The following is a 20,421-nucleotide window of genomic DNA, read 5'->3' as shown; positions in this document are numbered from 1 at the left end:
GATGAGAATATTATATGACAATATTCATATTACTTTTCCCTTTTGGTGGTTCAGATCAGCTTCTTTTATAATAATTTTTTCTGAAGCAGCTTTTTAATGGTACTTTAGCAAAATGATGCATAAATAAAACGATGATATATATTGGCAGGCAGATGGAAATTTCAATTTGGCAAAGAATTGAAATATATAAAAACGAGTTGTGAAATAAAGCACATATTGAACTTTGTTTTACAGAAACTTGATTGAAAATAGGATTGTCATGTGGTATCTTTATTCGTGCATGAGAAAACTTTAACAAGTTGCTCATAAGGAAGGAGACACATCAGATGTCAAAGAAAATTGTTATTGCGAGTGCCTGCCGTACAGCCATTGGTAAGATGGGCGGCGAACTCAGCACCGTTCCGGCAGTGGATCTCGGTGCTGCTGTGATCAAGGAAGCAGTAAAGCGTGCAGGCTTGAAGCCTGAGCAGGTCGACCATGTATATATGGGTAATGTGATCCAGGCTGGTCTGGGACAGAACCCGGCAAGACAGGCTTCAATCAAGGCTGGTCTGCCGGTAGAAACACCGGCTGTCACCGTGAATGTTGTCTGTGGTTCTGGTTTGAACTGCGTCAATATGGCAGCTGAGATGATTGAAGCAGGTGATGCGGATATCGTCGTTGCCGGCGGTATGGAATCCATGTCCAATGGTCCTTACCTGCTGCCGCATGCAAGATTCGGTTATCGTATGAATACACCGAAGGATGGCCTGGTTGATGCTATGGTCCATGATGCGCTGTGGGATGCATTCAATGACTATCACATGATGATTACAGCTGAGAACGTAGCTGAAAGATGGCATCTGACAAGAGAAGAGCTGGATGAGTTCTCCGCTCATTCTCAGAATAAAGCATGCGATGCCCGTGACAATGGCCGCTTCAAGGAAGAGATTGTTCCGATTGAGGTCAACATGGGCCGCAAGAAGGGTATTGTAACTGTTGATACAGATGAGGGCCCGAGAGAGGGTCAGACACCTGAGGTTCTTGCCAAGCTGAAGTGCTGCTCTGGCAAGCAGGGCGGTGTTGTCACAGCAGGCAACGCTTCTGGTATCAATGATGGTGCTGCTGCGCTTGTCATCATGTCTGAAGACAAGGCAAAGGAACTGGGCATCAAGCCGATGGCAACATGGATTGCCGGCTGCCTGGCTGGTGTTGATCCGGCAATTATGGGTGTTGGTCCGGTTGCGGCAACTCGCAAGGTCATGAAGAGAACAGGCCTGACCATCGATGACTTCGATCTGTATGAGGCTAACGAGGCATTTGCTGCACAGAGCTGCGCAGTTGCCAAGGAACTGCATTTCGATCCTGAAAAGCTGAACGTCAATGGCGGTGCCATTGCCCTGGGTCATCCGGTTGGCGCTTCCGGTGCCAGAATCCTGGTTACTCTGCTGTATGCCATGAAGCAGAAGAATGCACACAGAGGTCTTGCAACACTGTGCATCGGCGGCGGCATGGGCTGCGCTACTGTTGTGGAGCGTGAGGACTGACAATGAGCTTTGTCGATTATGAGGTAAACGGTCAGGTTGGCATCATTACCATTGACCGTCCGAAGGCACTGAATGCACTGAATTCTCAGGTTCTCGATGATCTGAGCGCCGTGCTGGATGGTGTCGATGTCAATACAGTGCGCTGCCTGATTGTAACGGGTGCTGGTGACAGAAGTTTTGTGGCTGGTGCTGATATTGGTGAGATGAGCACACTGACCAAGGAAGAAGGAAAGGCATTCGGCAAGAAGGGCAATGATCTTTTCCGCCGTATTGAGACATTCCCGATCCCGGTGATTGCGGCTGTCAATGGCTTCGCTCTTGGCGGCGGCAATGAGCTTGCAATGAGCTGCGATTTCCGTATCGCCAGTGAAAATGCTGTGTTTGGCCAGCCTGAGGCAGGCCTGGGCATCACACCTGGTTTTGGCGGTACACAGCGTCTGGCAAGACTGGTTGGACCTGGCTATGCCAAGCAGATGATCTATACTGCCCGCAATATCAAGGCAGATGAGGCACTGCGCATTGGCCTGGTTAATCAGGTTGTCTCTGCAGAAGAACTGATGCCGACAGCACTGAAGCTGGCCCAGACAATCGCTGCAAATGCACCGATTGCGGTACGTGCCTGCAAGAAGGCTGTCAACGAAGGTCTTGAAAAAGAGATGGATGAAGCTGTGACAGTGGAAGAAGGACTGTTTGGCAGCTGCTTCGAGAGTGAGGACCAGAAGGAAGGCATGGCCAATTTCCTTCGCAAGAAAGATGATCCAAAGAAAGTCAAGCATGTGGCTTTCAAGAATGCATAAGGTAAGACAGGAGGAATAACAGATGAAGGTAGCAGTTATTGGTGCTGGTACAATGGGCCGCGGCATTGCCCAGGCATTTGCCCAGTGCGCTGATGTTGAGAAAGTGTATCTTTGCGATATCAAGCAGGAGTTCGCTGATGGCGGCAAGGCCAAGGTCAAGGCTTCTCTTGATAAGCGTGTTGCCAAGGGCAAGATGACACAGGAAGCAGAGGATGCCATCCTGAACAAGATGCAGACAGGCCTGAACTCTCAGGCTGTGGATCCGGATCTGGTTGTTGAGGCAGCTCTGGAAGTCATGGACATCAAGAAGAGCACATTCAAGGATCTGGAAGAGAACATTGTCAAGAATGACAAGTGCATCTTTGCCACAAATACTTCTTCTCTGTCTGTCACAGAGATTGGCGCAGGCCTGAAGAAGCCTGTTATCGGCATGCATTTCTTCAACCCGGCTCCGGTGATGAAGCTGGTTGAGGTCATCAAGGGTGCCAACACATCTGATGAAGATGTCAAGGCAGTCAAGGAAATCGCTGTCAAGCTGGGCAAGACGCCGGTTGAAGTCAATGAGGCTCCGGGCTTTGTTGTCAACCGTATCCTGATCCCGATGATCAACGAGGGTATCCAGGTTTACAGCGAAGGTGTCTCCAACATCGAAGGCATCGATACTGCTATGAAGCTTGGCTGCAACCATCCGATGGGACCGCTGGAACTGGGCGACTTCATTGGTCTGGATATCGTTCTTGCCATCATGGATACACTGTATAAAGAGACAGGCGATTCCAAGTACCGTCCGGCTATGCTGTTAAGAAAGATGGTCAGAGGCGGACATCTGGGTGTCAAGACTGGCATTGGCTTCTACAAGTACAATGCGGACAGAACCAAGACACCGGTAGACGAGTTATAAGATCAGTTGCGAACTTCAGCGCTGGACGTATTTGACGCTCAGCGCTGTTGCTATGGTATGCGGGAGATGAAAGAATAGACGCTCCCGGCCATGTTTGAAATATTGGAGGAATATAGAAATGGATTTCCAGTTGGACAAGCCACATCAGATGGCGCAAAAGCTTTTCAAAGACTTTGCCGAAACAGAAGTAAAGCCGCATGCAATTGAAGTGGATGAAACGGAAGAATTCCCGCGGGAAACTGTCAAGAAGATGCAGAAGTACGGTTTCATGGGTGTTCCGATTCCGAAGGAATATGGCGGCCAGGGCTGCGATCCGCTGACATACGTCATGCTGGTTGAGGAGCTGTCCAAGGTCTGCGGCACAACCGGCGTCATCGTATCTGCACATACTTCCCTGTGCATGGATCCGATCAATACATTTGGTACAGAGGAGCAGAAGAAGAAGTTCCTGGTTCCGCTGGCCAAGGGTGAAAAGCTTGGTGCCTTCGCTCTGACTGAGCCGGGTGCTGGTACAGATGCTCAGGGTGCTCAGACAAAGGCTGTCTTTGATGAAGCTACCCAGGAGTGGGTTCTGAATGGTTCCAAGTGCTTCATTACCAATGGTAAGGAAGCAGATATCTATATCATCATTGCTTACACAGACATCGTGCTGGACAAGAAGGGCAGAAAGCAGAAGAGATTCTCTACCTTCATTGTTGAAAAGGGTACACCGGGATTCACCTTTGGTACAAAGGAGAACAAGATGGGTATCCGCGGTTCTTCCACATATGAGCTGATCTTCCAGGACTGCCGTATTCCGAAGGACAATCTGCTTGGCACAAGAGGCAAGGGCTTCCCGATTGCCATGCATACACTGGATGGCGGCCGTATTGGTATCGCTGCGCAGGCTCTTGGCCTTGCGGAAGGTGCACTGGACCGCTGTGTGGCATATGTCAAGGAAAGAAAGCAGTTTGGCAGATCTCTGTCTCAGTTCCAGAATACACAGTTCCAGCTTGCTAATATGAAGACACAGGTTGAGGCAGCCAAGTTCCTTGTATACCGTGCTGCTGAGGCCAAGGCTCTCAAGCCGCGTTATTCTGTAGAGGCTGCTGAGGCTAAGCTGTTTGCGGCTGAAACAGCAATGCATGTTACAACCGAGTGTGTTCAGCTGATGGGCGGCTATGGCTACATCAGAGAATATGAAGTTGAACGTATGATGAGAGATGCGAAGATCACGGAAATCTATGAAGGTACTTCTGAAGTACAGAGAATGGTCATTTCCGCAGATATGCTGAAATAAGAGAAGGAGACAGAAGATGATGAATATCGTAGTATGCATCAAGCAGGTTCCTGATACAGCGGGCGGCGTCAAGTTCAAACCGGATGGAACCCTGGACCGCGGCGCTATGCTGGCGATCATGAACCCTGATGATAAGGCTGGTCTTGAAGCAGCTCTGGAAATCAAGGACAAGGATCCTGAGAATATCAAGGTTACTGTACTGACCATGGGCCTGCCGAAGGCTGATGAAGTTCTGCGTGAGGCTATGGCCATGGGCGCTGATGATGGTGTCCTGGTAACTGACAGAGTGCTCGGCGGTGCTGATACATGGGCTACTTCTTCTACAATTGCCGGTGCTTTGAAGAATATGAAGTACGATCTGATCTTTACAGGACGTCAGGCAATCGATGGCGATACTGCACAGGTTGGTCCGCAGATTGCAGAACATCTGGGCATTCCGGTGATCTCTTATGCAAGAGAAGTCAAGGTTGAGGGCAATGAGGTTGTCGTCAAGAGACAGTTTGATGATGGCTATATGATTGTCAGAGCCAAGATGCCTTGCCTGATCACAGCTCTTTCTGAGCTGGATACACCTCGTTATATGACACCTGGTGGAATCTTTGACGCATATGCCAAGGATGTAACTGTCTGGGGCAGAAAAAACCTGGACGTTGATGACTCCGATATTGGTAAGGCAGGTTCTCCGACCATGATTGCCAAGGCATCTGATAAGGTTGCCAAGGGCAAGGGTGTCAAGGTGACACCGGATACACCGGCAGATGCAGCTGACTATATCGTCAATGTGCTTGCTGAAAAGCATGTGATCTGAGTAATGGGAGGAAGAAGAGATGATTAAGAAGAATCTGGAAGAATACAAGGGTACTGCAATTTATGCCCAGCAGGTTGATGGAAAGCTTTCTCCGATTACCCTGGAGCTTCTTGGCAAAGCCAGAGAACTCGCTGAGTCTCTGGATGACAAGACAGTCACTGCTGTATTGATTGGTGAGAATGTCGGCGGCCTGGTTGATGAGCTGGCTGAATATGGTGCAGATAAGGTTGTCGTCATTGATGACCCGAAGCTGAAGGATTACCGCACAGAGCCGTATACACAGGCACTGGCTGGCTATATCAATGAGTTCAAGCCTGAAATCGTTCTGGTTGGTGCTACTGCCATCGGCCGTGATCTTGGTCCGCGTACTTCTGCCCGTGTTGAAACTGGTCTGACTGCTGACTGCACAAAGCTGGATATCGGTGATTATCCGCTGGTCGCAATCCCAGGTCAGGAACAGAAGCATAAGCAGCTGCTCATGACACGTCCTGCATTTGGCGGCAACACAATCGCTACCATTGCCTGCCCGAACAACCGTCCTCAGATGGCTACTGTCCGTCCGGGTGTTATGCAGAAGATTGAGCCTCGCAAGGGTGCCAAGGCTGAAGTGATCAACTGGAAGCCGGCTCTGGAAGAGAACAACTGCTATGTCACAATCGAAAAAGTTGTCAAGGAAATCTCCAAGGTTGCGGATATCTCTGCTGCCAAGATCCTTGTTTCCGGCGGCCGTGGTGTTGGTTCTGCTGAAAACTTCAAGCTTCTGGATGATCTGGCTGCTGTTCTGGGCGGAACAGTATCCTGCTCCAGAGCAGTTGTTGATGCAGGCTGGAAGCCGAAGGAACTGCAGGTTGGCCAGACTGGTAAGACTGTCCGTCCGCATGTTTACTTCGCAATCGGTATTTCCGGTGCGATCCAGCATGTTGCCGGCATGGAAGAGTCCGATATCATCATTGCCATCAACAAGGATGAGAATGCACCGATCTTCGATGTCGCCGACTATGGTATCGTTGGTGATCTGAACAAGGTAGTGCCGCTGCTGACAGAAAAGCTGAAGGCTGCCATTGCCAAGGCGAACCAGAACTGATTGATTCAAAAATATATCCGGTCTTTCATGGCATACATGAAGGATCGGATTTTTTTGCGCATAGATTATGAAAGAAACGTCACATATTCATTTCCAGATGTTCAGAAAATCTTCATAATTCCTTAAAGTTTACTTCGCGTACCTCCGGTATTCTCAGAATGTGAACAGGAGAAACCGTATGAAACAACTGATATCACTGCTATGCTGCGCAGGCGGGGCAGCAGCACTTTTTACCGGTTTTGACATGAAGAAAGAAGAACTTTTACAGGATGCTGCAGATGTCTATGAGAAGGTATCAGGAAGCGGCGTGATTCTGGAAGGCGTGGATGCGGTAAACCAGTATCCAGATTATCCGGATGGCTGTGAAGCGGTATCCCTGTATATGTTAATGCAGTACTATGACAGTTCCATCACGATGGAAGATGTCATTGATGCACTGCCCATTGCAGATAATCCCTATCAATCCAGACAAGGCTTTGTTGGTTATGATCCGGAAGAATATTATATCGGCAATCCTGCAATTGCCTGCTGGGGCAGCTATAACGGTCCGATTGCCGAGGCTGCCAATACTTTGCTGGATGGCGGCTTTACCGCAGAAACAGGTGCTTCTCTCAGCGAGATCAGGGCAATCCTGGACAGTGGCAATCCGGTAGAGGCATGGCGCTATCTGGATGATGATGCCACCTTTACGGAATATACAGAATGGACAGATCTTGAAACTGGAAAAACAGTGAAATATCCCCTGGAAATGCATGCTGTGGTCATCTACGGCTATGATTCCACGGGATTCTGGATTGCGGATCCAAATGGCGGTACAACGTATCATATGACCTATTCCGATTTTGAACCGCTGTTCGAAGGACTTGGATCAAGGATCGTTTACCGCATGGCATAAGAAAAAACAGATTGCAGACAGTGTATTGCACACACTGTTTACAGTCTGTTTTGCGTTTAATCTCAATAGTTGGAATCTTCAGGTTCTTCTTCGTAAACCTGTGCTTTTTCCTCACCGGTCAATACACGCAGGGCACCCTGAGCAAGTGCGATCATCTCACGCTCACCAGGAATGACAGCCACCGGTGCGATCCAGCCGACATAAGACTTGATGGCATCCGTGATATCCTTGCCATAGGCAATGCCGCCAGTCAGAATGATGACATCCACATCACCCTTGAGGACTGCTGCGAGAGCTGCAATATCCTTGGAATGCTGGTAAACGAAGGCTTCCTTGATCAGAGCAGCTTTCTTGTCACCCTTTTCAATCATCTTATTGACTTCACGCATATCTGCCGTGCCAAGGTAAGCAACCATGCCGGCATCACCAACTGCGTGGCGCATCATGGCATCTTCCGTCGGATACTTGCCAGAGTAGCACAGATGAATCAGATCACCGACCGGAACACCGCCGCTTCTTGTCGGCGCGAAGGCACCGTCGCCATCCAGGCCATTGTACATATCAATGATCTTGCCTTTGCGCAGCACAGCTGTTGTGCAGCCGCCGCCCATGTGTGCAACCACAGCATTGATCTCATTGAACTTCTTGCCGATGGACTTTGCATATTCTCTGGTGACAGCACGGATGTTCAGTGCATGAATCTTGGACCGTCTGGTGATATCCGGCATACCGGAAATGCGGGCAACATCCTGCATTTCATCAACAGCGGTAGGATCAACCGTGTAAGCCGGAATGCCCAGCGGATCAGCAATCTTCTTGGCCAGCAGGGCACCGAGGTTTGCGGCATGGTCACCATGCAGGGCAATGGTCAGATCATGCACGATGGCATCATTGACGGTGAAAGTGCCGGCTGGGATCGGATGCAGATAACCGCCTCTGCCAACACAGGCATCCAGCTGATGAATGTCATAGTTCTGTTCCTTCAGATAATTCATGATGACCTGATAGCGGAAATCCAGCTGATCGATGGTTTTCTTGAACTTTTCGATTTCAGATACCGGGTGGTCAAGGCCGACTTCCATGACTTTCTCTTCATCTGCGAAGATCGCAATCTTGGTGGAAGTGGAGCCAGGATTGATTACAAGAATGTTATATGCCATATGTTATCCGTTTACCTTTCTCATATGTTCTGCCAGCAGGGCGGCCAGGGCAATGGAATATACCTTGGTTTCCTTGGAATCGGAACGTGATGTCAGAATGACCGGGGCAGCTGTGCCAACCAGCACATTGCCGTTCTTGAGACCTGGCACCATGTGTACCATGGTCTTGTATACGAGGTTGCCGGCATGAATATCCGGGAACAGCAGAATGTCTGCCTTGCCGGCAGCCGGACGATCTTCAGCACCCTTTTCCTTGGCAGCAGCAGGATACAGGGCAATATCCAGACTCAGCGGTCCATCCACGACACAGCCCTTGATCTCGCCGGCTTCATTGGCCTTACGCAGCTCATCCGCATCTACCGTGCACGGCATCTTCGGGTTGACAACCTCAACCGCAGCCAGCGGAGCAACTTTCGGATTCTCTACGCCGCATGCATTGGCAACGTCGACATCATATTCAATGATGTGCTTCTTGTCTTCCAGTGTCGGATACGGAATGAAGGCAACATCGGACAAAAACAGCAGACGGTCGATGCCTGGTACTTCAAAGACACAGACATGGGAGAGAGGCTTGCCTGTACGCAGACCGACTTCCTTGTTTAATACAGACTTCAGGAAATTCTTTGTCGGAAGAATTCCTTTCATATACATATCTGCCTTGCCATCATGGACAAGCTGCACTGCTGTTAACGGTGCCTTGTCACTATCCGGTTCATTAATAATGGTGAACTGGCTGCAGTCCATCTTGATTTCATTGGCAATTTCACGGATCTTTGCCTCATCGCCGACGAGAACGGCATCGATGATGCCAAGGTCATGAGCCTCCTTGACAGCCTCGAGAACCGCCGTGTCCTGTGCACAGGCAACACTCAGTGTCTTGCGGCCGCAGGAAGAAAGCTTTGATAACAGCTCCTGAAAGTTTTTCGCCATAATCTTGTGTAACAGCCTCCTTGTTTACTTTTACAGCATGTGTATGTTAACATATTCACATGATAGATTCAAGGCAGGAAAGCCCTTACACAGAACGCATTGATGATCTTTTCCATATGATGATCCATATTCAAGAGGGGACCTGCCTTTTAAGGGGGCATTTTGATGAAAGCAGTCTATTCTGGCACATTTGATCCGATCACAAATGGCCATATGGATATTATCGAGCGGGCAAGCCGCATGTTTGATGAAGTGACGGTTCTGATCATGCGCAACGTAAACAAGAAGTGCCTGTTTACCGAGACAGAGCGCCGTGATCTGATCGTCAGAAGCCTTCAGACACTGCCGCAGGTGCACAATGTTTCGGTGGTGATTGGTGAGGGCTTAACAGTCGATATGGCCAGACAGCTGGGGGCAGTGGCAATCGTCAGAGGCATCCGGGCAGTTTCAGACTATGAGTATGAGCTGAAACAGGCAACAGCCAACATGATGCTCAATCCTGATATTGAGACGATGTTAATGATTGCAAGGCCGCAGTATTCGTTCCTGTCTTCCTCGGTTGTAAAGGAGATTGCACTCAATGGCGGTACGATCACCGGCATGGTGCCGCAGGAAATTGAGAAAGAAGTCATGCAGGCACTGCAGGAACAGATGAAACAAAATCAGAAATAAATGAAAAAGATTTAACAATTTGCAGAAAACAAGAAAATTTTATTGACATTCATTTTCATCAGGCGTAAAACAGAGACACAAGCGATGAAGGGGAGAAGTAAGCAGAAGGCGGATCCAAGTGAGTCGAAGAACAGTGAAAACTTCGATATTGCGCATTGCTGAAAGAACACCCCTGAGCCTCGGACCGAAATGTGAAAAGTAGGCTTCGACGGGAGCAGACCGTTATCTGATTGACCCCTGATGATTGTCAGGAGACTAAGCGATTGATCGAGTGATCAATAATTCTGGGTGGCACCGCGGAGTACAGTCCTTCGTCCCAAACATGGGATGAGGACTGTTTTTTCACGGGAGGATACAAATCATGTGTGGATTGCTTGTAACAACAGATCCTGCCACCAGCAGGGAAGCTTTTGAAAAAGGGTTAAGAAGACTGCAGGACCGCGGGCCTGATGACAGCCGCATTGTAACAACAGATCATGGTATGCTTGGCTTTGACCGCCTGGCAATCATGGGTCTGACTCCGGCAGGCATGCAGCCATTTAAACTGGGTGATGATCTGGTCGTATGCAATGGTGAAATTTACGGCTTCCGTCCGATCAAAGAAACACTTTCTGATAAATATACATTCAAGTCCGGCTCAGACTGTGAGATTATTCTGCCGCTGTACAAAGAGATGGGAACAGCTATGTTCTCACTGCTGGATGCGGAGTATGCCATGGTAATCTATTCCGCAAAAGATGGCTGGATCGCATCCCGTGATCCGATCGGCATCCGTCCTTTGTTCTATGGCTATACCGAAAACGGAAAGATCTGCTTTGGCTCCACGGCCGCATCCTTACAGCCAATTGCCCAGCGCATCATGCCATTCCCGCCGGGCACTTTCTATAAGGATGGCAAGTTCACGCCATATACCGAAATCTGGCAGCCGATGCATGTTGGCAAAGAATCTCTGGAAGAAGTATGCGGCACCATTCATGATCTGCTGATTGATGGCGTATTAAAGCGGATGGATGCGGATGCCGAGGCAGGCTACCTGCTTTCCGGCGGTCTGGATTCCTCCCTTGTCTGTGCGATTGCCCAGCGCCATTCTGACAAGCCGATCCGCACGTTCTCCATCGGCATGGATACTGATGCCATCGACTGCCGCTATGCCCGTGAAGTGGCTGACTTCATCGGCAGTGAGCACACTGAGTTCCGCATGACAAAGAGTGACATTCTGGAAGCACTGCCGGAGGTGATCCGGATCCTTGGCACCTGGGATATCACGACTATCCGTGCTTCACTTGGCATGTATCTGCTGTGCAAGAAGATCCATGAGACAACCAACATCAAAGTACTGTTTACCGGCGAAATTTCCGACGAACTGTTTGGCTACAAATACACCGACTTTGCGCCGGATGCGGACAGCTTTGAAAAGGAAGCTGAGAAGCGTATCAGGGAGCTGTATATGTACGATGTGCTGCGCGCTGACCGCTGTATCTCTTCCAACTCCTTGGAAGGCAGAGTGCCGTTTGGCGATCTTGCCTTTGTCCGCTATGTCATGGGCATTGATCCGGCTATGAAGATGAACACGTACCACATGGGCAAGTATCTGCTGCGCCATGCCTTTGAAAGGGACAACTGCCTGCCCCATAACATTCTGTTCCGTGACAAGGCAGCCTTCTCAGATGCTGTCGGCCATTCCCTGGCAGATGATCTGAAGGCATATGCAGCTGAATGCTATACAGATGAAGAATATGAACAGAAGCGCAGACAGTATGCCTACTGCACACCGTTTACAAAAGAATCACTGCTGTACCGTGAAATCTTTGAAAAGTTCTATCCTGGTGAAGCAGATATGATTAAGGATTTCTGGATGCCGAACCGCAGCTGGAAGGGATGCGACGTGAATGATCCTAGTGCACGCTACCTGTCCAACTATGGAGCCAGCGCATATTAAGCAAAGAAAGGGCAGAAGGGGAAATGCTGAAGATCAAGATTACACAGACCAAGTCATTTAAACCAAAGCCGAAGGATGAAACCCAGCTTGGCTTTGGCAAATACTTTACGGATCATATGTTCCTGATGGACTGGGATGCCAAAAGAGGCTGGCATGATGCCCGCATTGAGCCATATCACAGCTTTCAGCTGGATCCGTGTGCCGGTGTATTCCATTATGGTCAGGAAGTGTTTGAAGGCATCAAAGCATATCGGACCAAGGATGACAGGATTCTTCTTTTCAGACCGTGGGATAACGCTGAACGCTTTCAGAAGAGTGCCGAAAGAATGTGCATTCCGCCTGTGCTGCAGTCTGACTTCATTGATGGCATCAAGGCACTGATTCAGATTGACCGTGACTGGATTCCCCATCGGTTTGGTACATCACTGTATCTGAGACCATTTATTATTGCGACCGGTACCGGCTTTGGCGCTAAGGCAAGTTCCGCATACCGCTTTGTCATCATTGCCAGTCCCAGCGGCTGCTACTATGAAAACGGACTGGAACCAATCAAGGTCTATGTCGAGGATAAATACATCCGCACTGCCCCGGGACTGGCAGGCTATGCCAAGTGCGGCGGCAACTACGCTGCCAGCATGAAGTCGATGGCCAAGGCCAACCAGCTGGGCTATGACCAGGTGCTCTGGCTGGATGGCATTCATCACCGCTATGTCGAAGAAGCAGGCTCCATGAATGTGTTCTTTCTGAAGGACAATGTCCTGTATACTGCACCATGCGAAGGTACGATCCTGGATGGTGTTGTCCGCCGCAGTGTGATCACTCTTGCCAAAGAACAGGGCATAGAGACAAAGGAAATGCATATAGACATCGATGATGTCATGAAAGATGGAAAGGATGGCAGTCTGCAGGAGTGCTTTGGCACAAGCACTGCCGCATTGATTGCACCGATTGGCGAACTCCGCTATCATGATGAATCTGTCGTCATTTCCCAGGGACGCATCGGCCCCGTTTCTCAGATGCTGTATGGCCGCCTCAGCGGGATTCAGTGGGGACGGGAAGAAGATCCCTATCACTGGACAGTGGAAGCTGTAAAGAAATGAATTGTACAAAATGATGGCAGCACTTCGCCAGTCTCTTTGTCTATTACTGGCTTGTATGTGTTGCCGCGATACAATGCAGGCATCCGATGACTGCAGGAATCCAGCTTTGGCATTTTTCCTTTGCGACCGTTTTCCATCAAGTTCTTCAGCGCTGACTGATAAGCAGAAACGACGCCAAGTGCCTGTGTAATAGCGGCTCTGCGATAATAGGATGGAAATTTTGGGAACCTCTGATCGAAGGAGTCAGATGAAGAAACCCCATCAGAAGAATGAATCATGCATTCAAGCATTCTCTGACGCCTTTGCAAGGTATTTGCTTCACAAGGGCGGACAAGATAGGAAACGGCATTCGAAAAGAGATCTGCTGTTCTTTTCAGTGCATCATAGTCATCCCGAATACGCACACCATAGCTGCCAGCAACCTGCATGGTTTATTTCCTCCTGTGTACAGCACAACATATTTAGTGGTAATATATACAGAAGGAGACATGGATATGGACTATTACACTGAATATCATAAGAACAGACATGCAATCTACAAACTTCAGTACCATTTGGTTGTCGTTACAAAATACAGGCATTCAGTGCTTACAGGAGAACTCTCGGATCGGCTGATTCAGATCAGCCACAAAGTTGTAGAAGACGATTGGAAATGCCGGATCCTGGAAATTAATACGGACAAGGATCATGTTCATATTCTTTTTGAAGCCTCTCCGCAGACGCAGCTCTCTAAACTGGTGAACAATTATAAAACCGTCACCTCCCGCCTGCTAAGGAAAGAGTTTTCATCCGCATTAGAAAAATATGATTGTAGGGATCGATTCTGGTCTGACACCTACTTCCTGAGTACCGTATCCGAGACTACAGAAGAAGCAGTAAGAATTTATATTCAGGAACAGGAGAAGCGTGATAATGAAGGATATCGCCGTCATGCAGGAAGAAGAAAGGCGGCTAACCCCGCCTAAACGTCTTTTACCGCTATAGACGGGGTATGCGCCGCAACTAAATCAAAAGCGTGGATGACCTGATGCGGCGGATCACGAATGCAAAACGGCTCGCAAAGGCAGTGAAGGGCAGCAGCTTTGTGTAAATGAAAAAAGGATATGATGTGCCGCAGCAGATCATATCCGGAAATGAATGACTGTGATCAGGCAAGATGCGCTTTCTGCAGTGCCTTGACAAGGAAAGGAATGACAATCAGGTCAATGACAATTGCCGGTGCTGTAGAGACAAAGTATGCTGTGATCCAGACATTGAAGGAATAGCTGGAAACAAGCAGTGCGGTAATCAGTCCGCCGGCAATGCGGCCCAGAATCATTGCTGGAACAAGTGCCAGATAGATGGAAGATATTTTCCGTTTATCTGCCTTTTTCATGATCAGGCCTGTTACCAGGCCATAAACACCAAGCTCTGCCATCATGGCAAGCGGCCCGATCTGGGGCAGTCCGTTGATCAGATAAGAAAGAGCAGGTGTGACAATACCGCAGATCAGTCCTTCCCATGGCCCAAGGACAAGGCCGGCAATCAGCACCGGAAAGTGCATTGGCGAAAACAGAATCATGAACGAAACACCAAGCAGTGTCCGGCATATGGTGACAATAACCAGGCCGATGGCAATCATCAGGCCGGTCAGTACAATACTTCTTGTTTTATGCATAGAAAATCCCCTTTTTCACTATTATACAAAACAAGTAAAGACTTTGAATTATGCCAGTTGAAATCTCCGGCAGACCCTGCTATATTTCAAATAGTTAGATATGACTAACCGAGGAGAAAGCCATGTATACACAATTTACTCTGGCAGCACTGCTGGTAGCTGGATTTGTTACCCTGCGGCGTACCATCAGACAGAAGGCCGGTTTACAGTAAAAACCGGCTTTGCTTTGTGCATGGACATGCCGTACCATATGCCATGGAGCAATGTATATGGAATGGCTGAAAGAACGTTTCCTATCAAATATGAACAGACATCCGGATATCAGCTGGGATCAGGTGGAGTCTTTGCTGGAAAAAGATTCTGATGCCAGGAAAAGCCTGGAGTGGATGGAAGAAACCGGCGGAATGCCGGATGTGCTGCAAAGAGATGATTACCAGATTGTCTTTGTGGACTTTTCCAATGAGGAACCAGCTGGCAGAAGAAGTGTCTGCTATGACGAACAGGCAAGACTGGCAAGAAAGAAGAATGCGCCTGGTGACAGTGCCATGGCGTTGGCTGCACGACATGGACTTACACTGCTGGATGAAGAAGATTACCGTGCCCTGCAGGAATCTGGCGATTTTGATCTTAAGACAAGCTGCTGGCTGTTAACACCAGACGATATCCGTAACAGGGGTGGCGCTTTATTTGGCGAGAAGCGCTATGGCCATATTTTCATCTATCATAATGGGGCCGACTCCTACTATCAGGTACGCGGCTTCCGATGTAAACTGATTCTGCCCTTATCTGAAAAGGGCAATGCATAAGGAGCGCTTATTCCATGAGTATGATGAAAGGTGAAAGTGTACTGCACTTCAGCTTGCTGGATGGCCTGTTCTGGGCATTCTTTGCCTGCTTCGGCGGTCTGGTCAGTGCCTATTTCCTTGCCTGCGGCATGGCAAATACCACATTGAGCATCACCCTTGCCGGCTACATGCTGGCAAGCTTTGTGGGAAGCTTTGTCCTTGGCCAGCTGTGTGACCGTCTCACCAGCAACCGCAAGGTCTTCCTGCCCGTATTTGCATTGTCTGTATTAGCAGCCTTTCTTGCTTTTTTCATGGCGAAAACAAACCTGACTATCGCTGCCATCCTTTTCATCCTGTTTGGCTTTCTGTGCCTGCCGCTGGGATCCAGCCTGGATGCCTGGATGCTGAGAAGCTTCCACAACGATGGCGCCAAATACGGCCGGGCCCGTTCATCCGGATCTGCCGGCTATGCCTTTGCCATGTTAATCATGGGCATCTGGATCCAGAAACAGGGTTATGATGTCATGCCCATTGCGATGACTGTTCTTGGCATTCTTGTGTTTGTCTTTGCATTTGCTGCAAAAGAAGAGCCCTATCCCAAGAAACAGGCACAGCAGAAAAAAACCGGCATGAAAGACCTGTTTCAGATCCATCCATATATGTTTTTGCTGGTGATCATTCTGCTCTGCGGTCTGTCTGTTTCACCCATCAATAATCTTAAGATTGTCATTCTGAAAAGTGTCGGCGGTGATGTCGGCATCATGGGTCTGGATTCCTTCCTGGGCGTGATGATCCAGGCACTTTGCATCATGATGGCCGGACCTATGCAGAAGATCAACAGCCACCTGCGCCTGTTCCTGATGAGCGCATCACTGCTTGTGACGATGTTGCTGATTGTATTTGCCGTCAATCCTGCCATGGTCATTCTTAGCACCTGTTTTGTCAACCTCAGCTACGGTCTCATGCTGGTAACCCAGAGACAGATCACCGAAGAAACCGTCATGAGTGACCTGCGCACAACGGCACATGCACTGTGCGATACGATGTATTCCGGTGTCTCCGGTACCATTGCCCTGATGTATTCCGGTGCCATGATGGACCACATGGGTGCCAAGAGTCCGGCTGTATTAGGCCTTGTTCTGACAATCATTGCATCATTGCTGAGCATTGTACCAATGCTGAAAAAGAGGAAACAATAGACAATTGATACTTAGTTTTTGACTATTTATTCGCGATATCGTGTATACGTTGAAGCTTAGAAATACAGAGCCAATTCATTTCAGTGATGAAAATTGTATCTATCAGTTACGAAATGCTCAATGTAATAACTGCTGGGGGTAGATAACGATGCCACATTTGCCCGCCTCTTCGGTTTGCGGAAAAAGATAAAAGTGTTCTTGATAAGAACAAATGTGCTGATAGATTAAGAGGGTATGATTTTATAATAGAAACAGCAGTCTTTGGAGAAAATGATGAAGTGGATTCTGTATAACCTGAAAAAACTGCGTATCTATTTGAGCTTAGCAATTCTTCTGAGTATTGGTTCAACTTTTCTGCTGATCGAATCCTCAGATGCTCTAGGAGACTTTACAGCAGCTGCTGGAAGTGTATCGGATCTGCATGTGCTGGGCAGGATCTTTCTTTCCGCTCTTCTTGTGTATTCCATTTATATTTGCTTTGATCGGTTTGTGTATCATCCATTGCTGACACGGATTCAGACTTATACCTATTCTGTGCTTGAAAAGAAAGTTTATGAGAAGATTCTGAGCCTCCCTTTGATGCATGAGAAAATGCAGAAATCGGCGGATATCTATACGCTCATTCAGTCCGATATCCCGCAGACTGTGGAATACATCTCGTCCACGCTGACTTCCATTCTCTATCAAGGTATTCTGATCATTTTTACTGTCATTCATATCTGTCTTGTTTCACCGGTTATTGCGCTGGTGTATATCGGTGTCATGATTTTATCTATCCTCTTTGAACGTGCTGTCAGCAGGTCTATTGAAAAAGCAGCTGGCGTTTCCAAGCAGGCAGAGACAGAAATGAACCTGGCACTGGATGATGTGCTGAACAACAGATCAATCCTTCGCACATATCAAAAGGAAGATTTTGCGAATGCCTGTTGGCTGCCTGCTGAGAAGCTATATACGCGGCAGACATTGCGCATTGATAAGATTGCCATGCCAGTGCAGGTGATTGGAAACATCTGCGGGATGCTGCCAATCTTTGCCATCTTCCTGGCAGGTTTCTATATGATCCCTAGTGAAATCATTTCCCTGAGCAGCTTTCTTTCTGTGTATTACATCTGTCAGACGCTTGTGATCAGCCAGATGCACTATATCGATCTAATCGCCGCCAGCAGGCAGAACAGTGTTTCTGTGAAGCGGATTGCGGATTTCTGTAGTACAAAGGTTCCAAAGAAACAGACAGTATACAACGCAGATGAGATTGTTCTGGAGAATGTTTCCTATCATTATGACAAAGAGAATACAAATGCATTAAGTGATATCAGCCTGCGGATTCTAAAAGGTGAAAAGACGGCGCTGGTGGGAAAAAGCGGATGCGGGAAATCCACTTTGCTGATTCTGATGGGGAACATGGATAGACCTTCAGATGGAAAGATACAGTTAATGCATGCTGCGCTGGTGCAGCAGTTTCCTTTTTTCTTTCATGACACGATCCGTAACAATCTGACTCTTGGTGAAAGCATTTCCGATCAGAAAATCAAAGAGGCTCTTGCTTTGACCTGCATGCAGGATTTTGATAATCATCTGGATGAAGTGCTGTCAGGCAATGCGGGGAATCTATCTGGCGGGCAGAAGCAGAGGCTTGCTATCTCCCGCGCTTTTTTGCATGAACAGGACGTGCTTCTGTTTGATGAATCACTTTCTGCTTCCGATAACCTTACAGCTGACAAAGTGATGCAGAATATTCTGGCTGAAGGAAAGAATAAGACCATGGTGTTTGTGCTGCATCAGAAACAGTTGCTGAAATACATGGACCGTGTCATTTACATGGACAAGGGAAGAATTGTCTTTGACGGTACCTATGGTGAATATGAGAAGTGGGCGAAGGAAAACGAGTCATCCATATGAAAGAGCGTAAATTGATGAAACGGACGCTTCATTATCTGAAGCCATATCTTTTCTTGTTAATACTGCTAAGTCTTCTGATGGCAGCAGGGTATCTGATCATCTTCTCCTCCATTGGTGTTCTCTTACGGCAGACCATGCGGCTGATTCAGAATGATTCCTTTGATTCTCATCAGATGAGAAAGATTCTGCTGTATTTGCTTGCCGTGGCATGTGTATCCCCGCTTACCGGATTCACCAGATATGGCACCAAATGCATCGAACGAAAAGTTGGTGATGCGATGCGGGCAGATATGCTCCATGCCTATCTGAACGGGGAAGAAACCGCTGTTGAGAAATACAAGGTGCAGGATGTTCATAACCGCATGCGTACTGACGCAGATACAGCTGCCTCCTGGTGCTGCGGATATAACATGAGCGGCTGGGTACTGGAACCGATCTTCTCGGGTATTCTTAGTACAATCTATCTTTGTTTCATTGACTGGCGGATTGCTGTGCTGTGCCTGTTGTGTGCTTTAGCCAATCTCTTTATTGTTCAGTTGTTCTCCAAAGAGAAAAAAGAGATGGAGAGAAAAATTACGGAAGAACAGAGTGATCTGACCGTCTTTATGAAGGAAGGCGTTGACGGGGCTGAAGAGGTCCGTACCTTTTCCATTCAGCAGCTGCTGGAAGGAAAACTGAGCAGTAAAATACAGCAGATCGTTTTCCATCAGAGGAAGAGAGACATGTATACGTATGTACGCGGAGCTGCCATTGGCTTATTTGGTGACTGCGTACTGATCGGAATGATTCTGATGCTTGGTGCATATCTTGCCAGTAAAAATATCATTAGTTTTCCGAATGTTATGATGGCCGTTCCGCTTTCCGATCAGATGTGTCAGATGATGGTATCCCTCGGACTTTACTTTGTGATTGAGAAGCAGCAGGCTGTTCATGAAGAAAGAATCTTTGAAATCGTGGATCTGCCACAGATAAAGAAGACAGAGACGACAGAAAAGGACGCTGCTGTCTTTGAACATGTCAGATACTCTTATGGCCAGAAGGAAGTACTGCATGATGTCTCCTTCCGAATTCGACGTGGGGAGAAGGCGGCCATTGTTGGTGAAACAGGCAGTGGAAAGTCTACCGTAATGAAGTTGCTGCTCGGCGTGCTGTCACCGGACACTGGCAAAGTTGAGACACCTGTTCCACAAGAAATTTCTTATATCTCACAAGAATCTTCTCTGTTTCATCAAAGTATTGCAGTAAACATTGCCGTGGATCAACATCCTGACATGGACAAAGTAAAGAAAGCTGCAGAGGAAGCAGACTGTGATTTCATTCTGCAGAAAGAGAAGGGATTTGAGGATATTCCCTCAGGGGAAAAGAGTGATTTATCCGGTGGTCAGATTCAGCGGATTGCTCTGGCAAGAGCTTTCTACAGTAACCGTAAGGTGATCTTCATGGATGAGCCGACTTCCGCACTGGACCAGGCCAGCTCAGAAATCATTACAAATGTACTTAACAATCTGAAAAAAGATAAGACATTGTTTGTCATTACGCATCGTCTTGATTTGATTCGCCACTTCGACCATATCCTTGTGATGCAGAATGGGAAAATCATGGAAGAAGGAAACCATGATACATTAATGGAGAAGAATGGTGTCTATGCGTCTCTCTGGAAGAAGGAAGCAGAAAGAAAGTGAATCTCCCCGCCTAAGAGCTGACGCACTATAGACGTGCCTTCCAAGGGCTTGTGTGCCCTCAGACTTCCGTCTGCACAAACGATACAGTAACAGCACACGAGCCGAGGC

The 20,421-nt window shown here is 48.1% G+C and carries 19 protein-coding genes and 1 other annotated feature; of the genes, 15 read left to right on the top strand and 4 right to left on the bottom strand.

Going from position 1 to position 20,421, the window contains the following annotated elements:
• Positions 1 to 326: 326 nt before the first annotated feature.
• From MOZ60_RS05240 to MOZ60_RS05210, 7 genes are all read left to right on the top strand, one after another.
• On the top strand, positions 327 to 1,526 hold the full coding sequence (locus MOZ60_RS05240; RefSeq protein WP_277009614.1) for an acetyl-CoA C-acetyltransferase: 1,200 nt from the start codon (positions 327 to 329) through the stop codon (positions 1,524 to 1,526).
• A 2-nt stretch (positions 1,527 to 1,528) separates the two neighbouring features.
• Positions 1,529 to 2,323, top strand: a complete 795-nt coding sequence (locus tag MOZ60_RS05235; RefSeq protein ID WP_108774261.1) for an enoyl-CoA hydratase-related protein — start codon at positions 1,529 to 1,531, stop codon at positions 2,321 to 2,323.
• A gap of 22 nt (positions 2,324 to 2,345) precedes the next feature.
• Positions 2,346 to 3,224, top strand: a complete 879-nt coding sequence (locus MOZ60_RS05230; RefSeq protein WP_277009618.1) for a 3-hydroxyacyl-CoA dehydrogenase NAD-binding domain-containing protein — start codon at positions 2,346 to 2,348, stop codon at positions 3,222 to 3,224.
• Between the two features lie 118 nt (positions 3,225 to 3,342).
• The gene (locus tag MOZ60_RS05225; RefSeq protein ID WP_108774259.1) at positions 3,343 to 4,503 is read left to right on the top strand and encodes an acyl-CoA dehydrogenase; all 1,161 of its coding nucleotides are present in this window, start codon (positions 3,343 to 3,345) and stop codon (positions 4,501 to 4,503) included.
• Between the two features lie 16 nt (positions 4,504 to 4,519).
• On the top strand, positions 4,520 to 5,311 hold the full coding sequence (locus tag MOZ60_RS05220) for an electron transfer flavoprotein subunit beta/FixA family protein (protein WP_245309327.1): 792 nt from the start codon (positions 4,520 to 4,522) through the stop codon (positions 5,309 to 5,311).
• A gap of 19 nt (positions 5,312 to 5,330) precedes the next feature.
• Complete coding sequence (locus MOZ60_RS05215; RefSeq protein ID WP_370595900.1) at positions 5,331 to 6,395, top strand: electron transfer flavoprotein subunit alpha/FixB family protein; 1,065 nt, start codon at positions 5,331 to 5,333, stop codon at positions 6,393 to 6,395.
• A 178-nt stretch (positions 6,396 to 6,573) separates the two neighbouring features.
• A complete protein-coding gene (locus MOZ60_RS05210) occupies positions 6,574 to 7,290 on the top strand; it encodes a C39 family peptidase (protein ID WP_370595899.1) in 717 nt (238 codons plus the stop codon).
• 62 nt (positions 7,291 to 7,352) lie between these two features.
• Here the strand turns inward: MOZ60_RS05210 and buk are convergent, their stop codons facing one another.
• Together buk and ptb are read right to left on the bottom strand one after the other, a co-directional pair.
• Positions 7,353 to 8,450: a butyrate kinase gene (gene buk, locus MOZ60_RS05205; protein WP_277009624.1), complete on the bottom strand. Its 1,098-nt coding sequence runs from the start codon at positions 8,448 to 8,450 to the stop codon at positions 7,353 to 7,355.
• 3 nt (positions 8,451 to 8,453) lie between these two features.
• Positions 8,454 to 9,380: a phosphate butyryltransferase gene (ptb, locus tag MOZ60_RS05200; protein ID WP_108774255.1), complete on the bottom strand. Its 927-nt coding sequence runs from the start codon at positions 9,378 to 9,380 to the stop codon at positions 8,454 to 8,456.
• 165 nt (positions 9,381 to 9,545) lie between these two features.
• On the opposite strand from ptb, the gene coaD reads away from it, so the two are divergent.
• The 3 genes from coaD (at position 9,546) to MOZ60_RS05185 (ending at position 13,091) form a co-directional block, all read left to right on the top strand.
• A complete protein-coding gene (gene coaD / locus MOZ60_RS05195) occupies positions 9,546 to 10,052 on the top strand; it encodes a pantetheine-phosphate adenylyltransferase (RefSeq protein ID WP_370595898.1) in 507 nt (168 codons plus the stop codon).
• Between the two features lie 75 nt (positions 10,053 to 10,127).
• Positions 10,128 to 10,374: a binding site (T-box leader), on the top strand.
• 39 nt (positions 10,375 to 10,413) lie between these two features.
• Positions 10,414 to 11,991, top strand: a complete 1,578-nt coding sequence (gene asnB / locus MOZ60_RS05190) for an asparagine synthase B (RefSeq protein WP_370595897.1) — start codon at positions 10,414 to 10,416, stop codon at positions 11,989 to 11,991.
• 23 nt (positions 11,992 to 12,014) lie between these two features.
• The gene (locus MOZ60_RS05185; RefSeq protein ID WP_370595896.1) at positions 12,015 to 13,091 is read left to right on the top strand and encodes a branched-chain amino acid aminotransferase; all 1,077 of its coding nucleotides are present in this window, start codon (positions 12,015 to 12,017) and stop codon (positions 13,089 to 13,091) included.
• Here the strand turns inward: MOZ60_RS05185 and MOZ60_RS05180 are convergent.
• The gene (locus MOZ60_RS05180) at positions 13,061 to 13,519 is read right to left on the bottom strand and encodes a hypothetical protein (RefSeq protein WP_370595895.1); all 459 of its coding nucleotides are present in this window, start codon (positions 13,517 to 13,519) and stop codon (positions 13,061 to 13,063) included. The genes MOZ60_RS05185 and MOZ60_RS05180 overlap by 31 nt on opposite strands.
• 60 nt (positions 13,520 to 13,579) lie before the next feature.
• On the opposite strand from MOZ60_RS05180, the gene tnpA reads away from it, so the two are divergent.
• Positions 13,580 to 14,056 carry an IS200/IS605 family transposase gene (tnpA, locus tag MOZ60_RS05175; protein ID WP_370595894.1) on the top strand — a complete coding sequence of 159 codons (477 nt, stop codon included), beginning with the start codon at positions 13,580 to 13,582 and terminating at the stop codon, positions 14,054 to 14,056.
• A gap of 182 nt (positions 14,057 to 14,238) precedes the next feature.
• Here the strand turns inward: tnpA and MOZ60_RS05170 are convergent, their stop codons facing one another.
• Positions 14,239 to 14,748, bottom strand: a complete 510-nt coding sequence (locus MOZ60_RS05170; protein ID WP_277652951.1) for an ECF transporter S component — start codon at positions 14,746 to 14,748, stop codon at positions 14,239 to 14,241.
• A 269-nt stretch (positions 14,749 to 15,017) separates the two neighbouring features.
• Between MOZ60_RS05170 and MOZ60_RS05165 the strand changes: the two genes are divergently transcribed.
• The 4 genes from MOZ60_RS05165 to MOZ60_RS05150 all read left to right on the top strand — a co-directional run bounded on the left by MOZ60_RS05165 (position 15,018) and on the right by MOZ60_RS05150 (position 20,313).
• Positions 15,018 to 15,554 carry a DUF4256 domain-containing protein gene (locus tag MOZ60_RS05165; RefSeq protein WP_370595893.1) on the top strand — a complete coding sequence of 179 codons (537 nt, stop codon included), beginning with the start codon at positions 15,018 to 15,020 and terminating at the stop codon, positions 15,552 to 15,554.
• A gap of 14 nt (positions 15,555 to 15,568) precedes the next feature.
• Positions 15,569 to 16,732: an MFS transporter gene (locus tag MOZ60_RS05160; RefSeq protein ID WP_370595892.1), complete on the top strand. Its 1,164-nt coding sequence runs from the start codon at positions 15,569 to 15,571 to the stop codon at positions 16,730 to 16,732.
• A 270-nt stretch (positions 16,733 to 17,002) separates the two neighbouring features.
• Complete coding sequence (locus MOZ60_RS05155; protein WP_370595891.1) at positions 17,003 to 18,631, top strand: ATP-binding cassette domain-containing protein; 1,629 nt, start codon at positions 17,003 to 17,005, stop codon at positions 18,629 to 18,631.
• A gap of 14 nt (positions 18,632 to 18,645) precedes the next feature.
• On the top strand, positions 18,646 to 20,313 hold the full coding sequence (locus tag MOZ60_RS05150; protein WP_370595890.1) for an ABC transporter ATP-binding protein: 1,668 nt from the start codon (positions 18,646 to 18,648) through the stop codon (positions 20,311 to 20,313).
• Positions 20,314 to 20,421: the final 108 nt, after the last annotated feature.

It is taken from the genome of Grylomicrobium aquisgranense, from assembly GCF_033971865.1.
Taxonomy (GTDB): Bacteria; Bacillota_I; Bacilli_A; order Erysipelotrichales; family Erysipelotrichaceae; genus Bulleidia; species Bulleidia massiliensis.
Note: the sequence above shows the minus strand (reverse complement) of the source record. Positions and strands in the feature narration are given on the sequence as shown.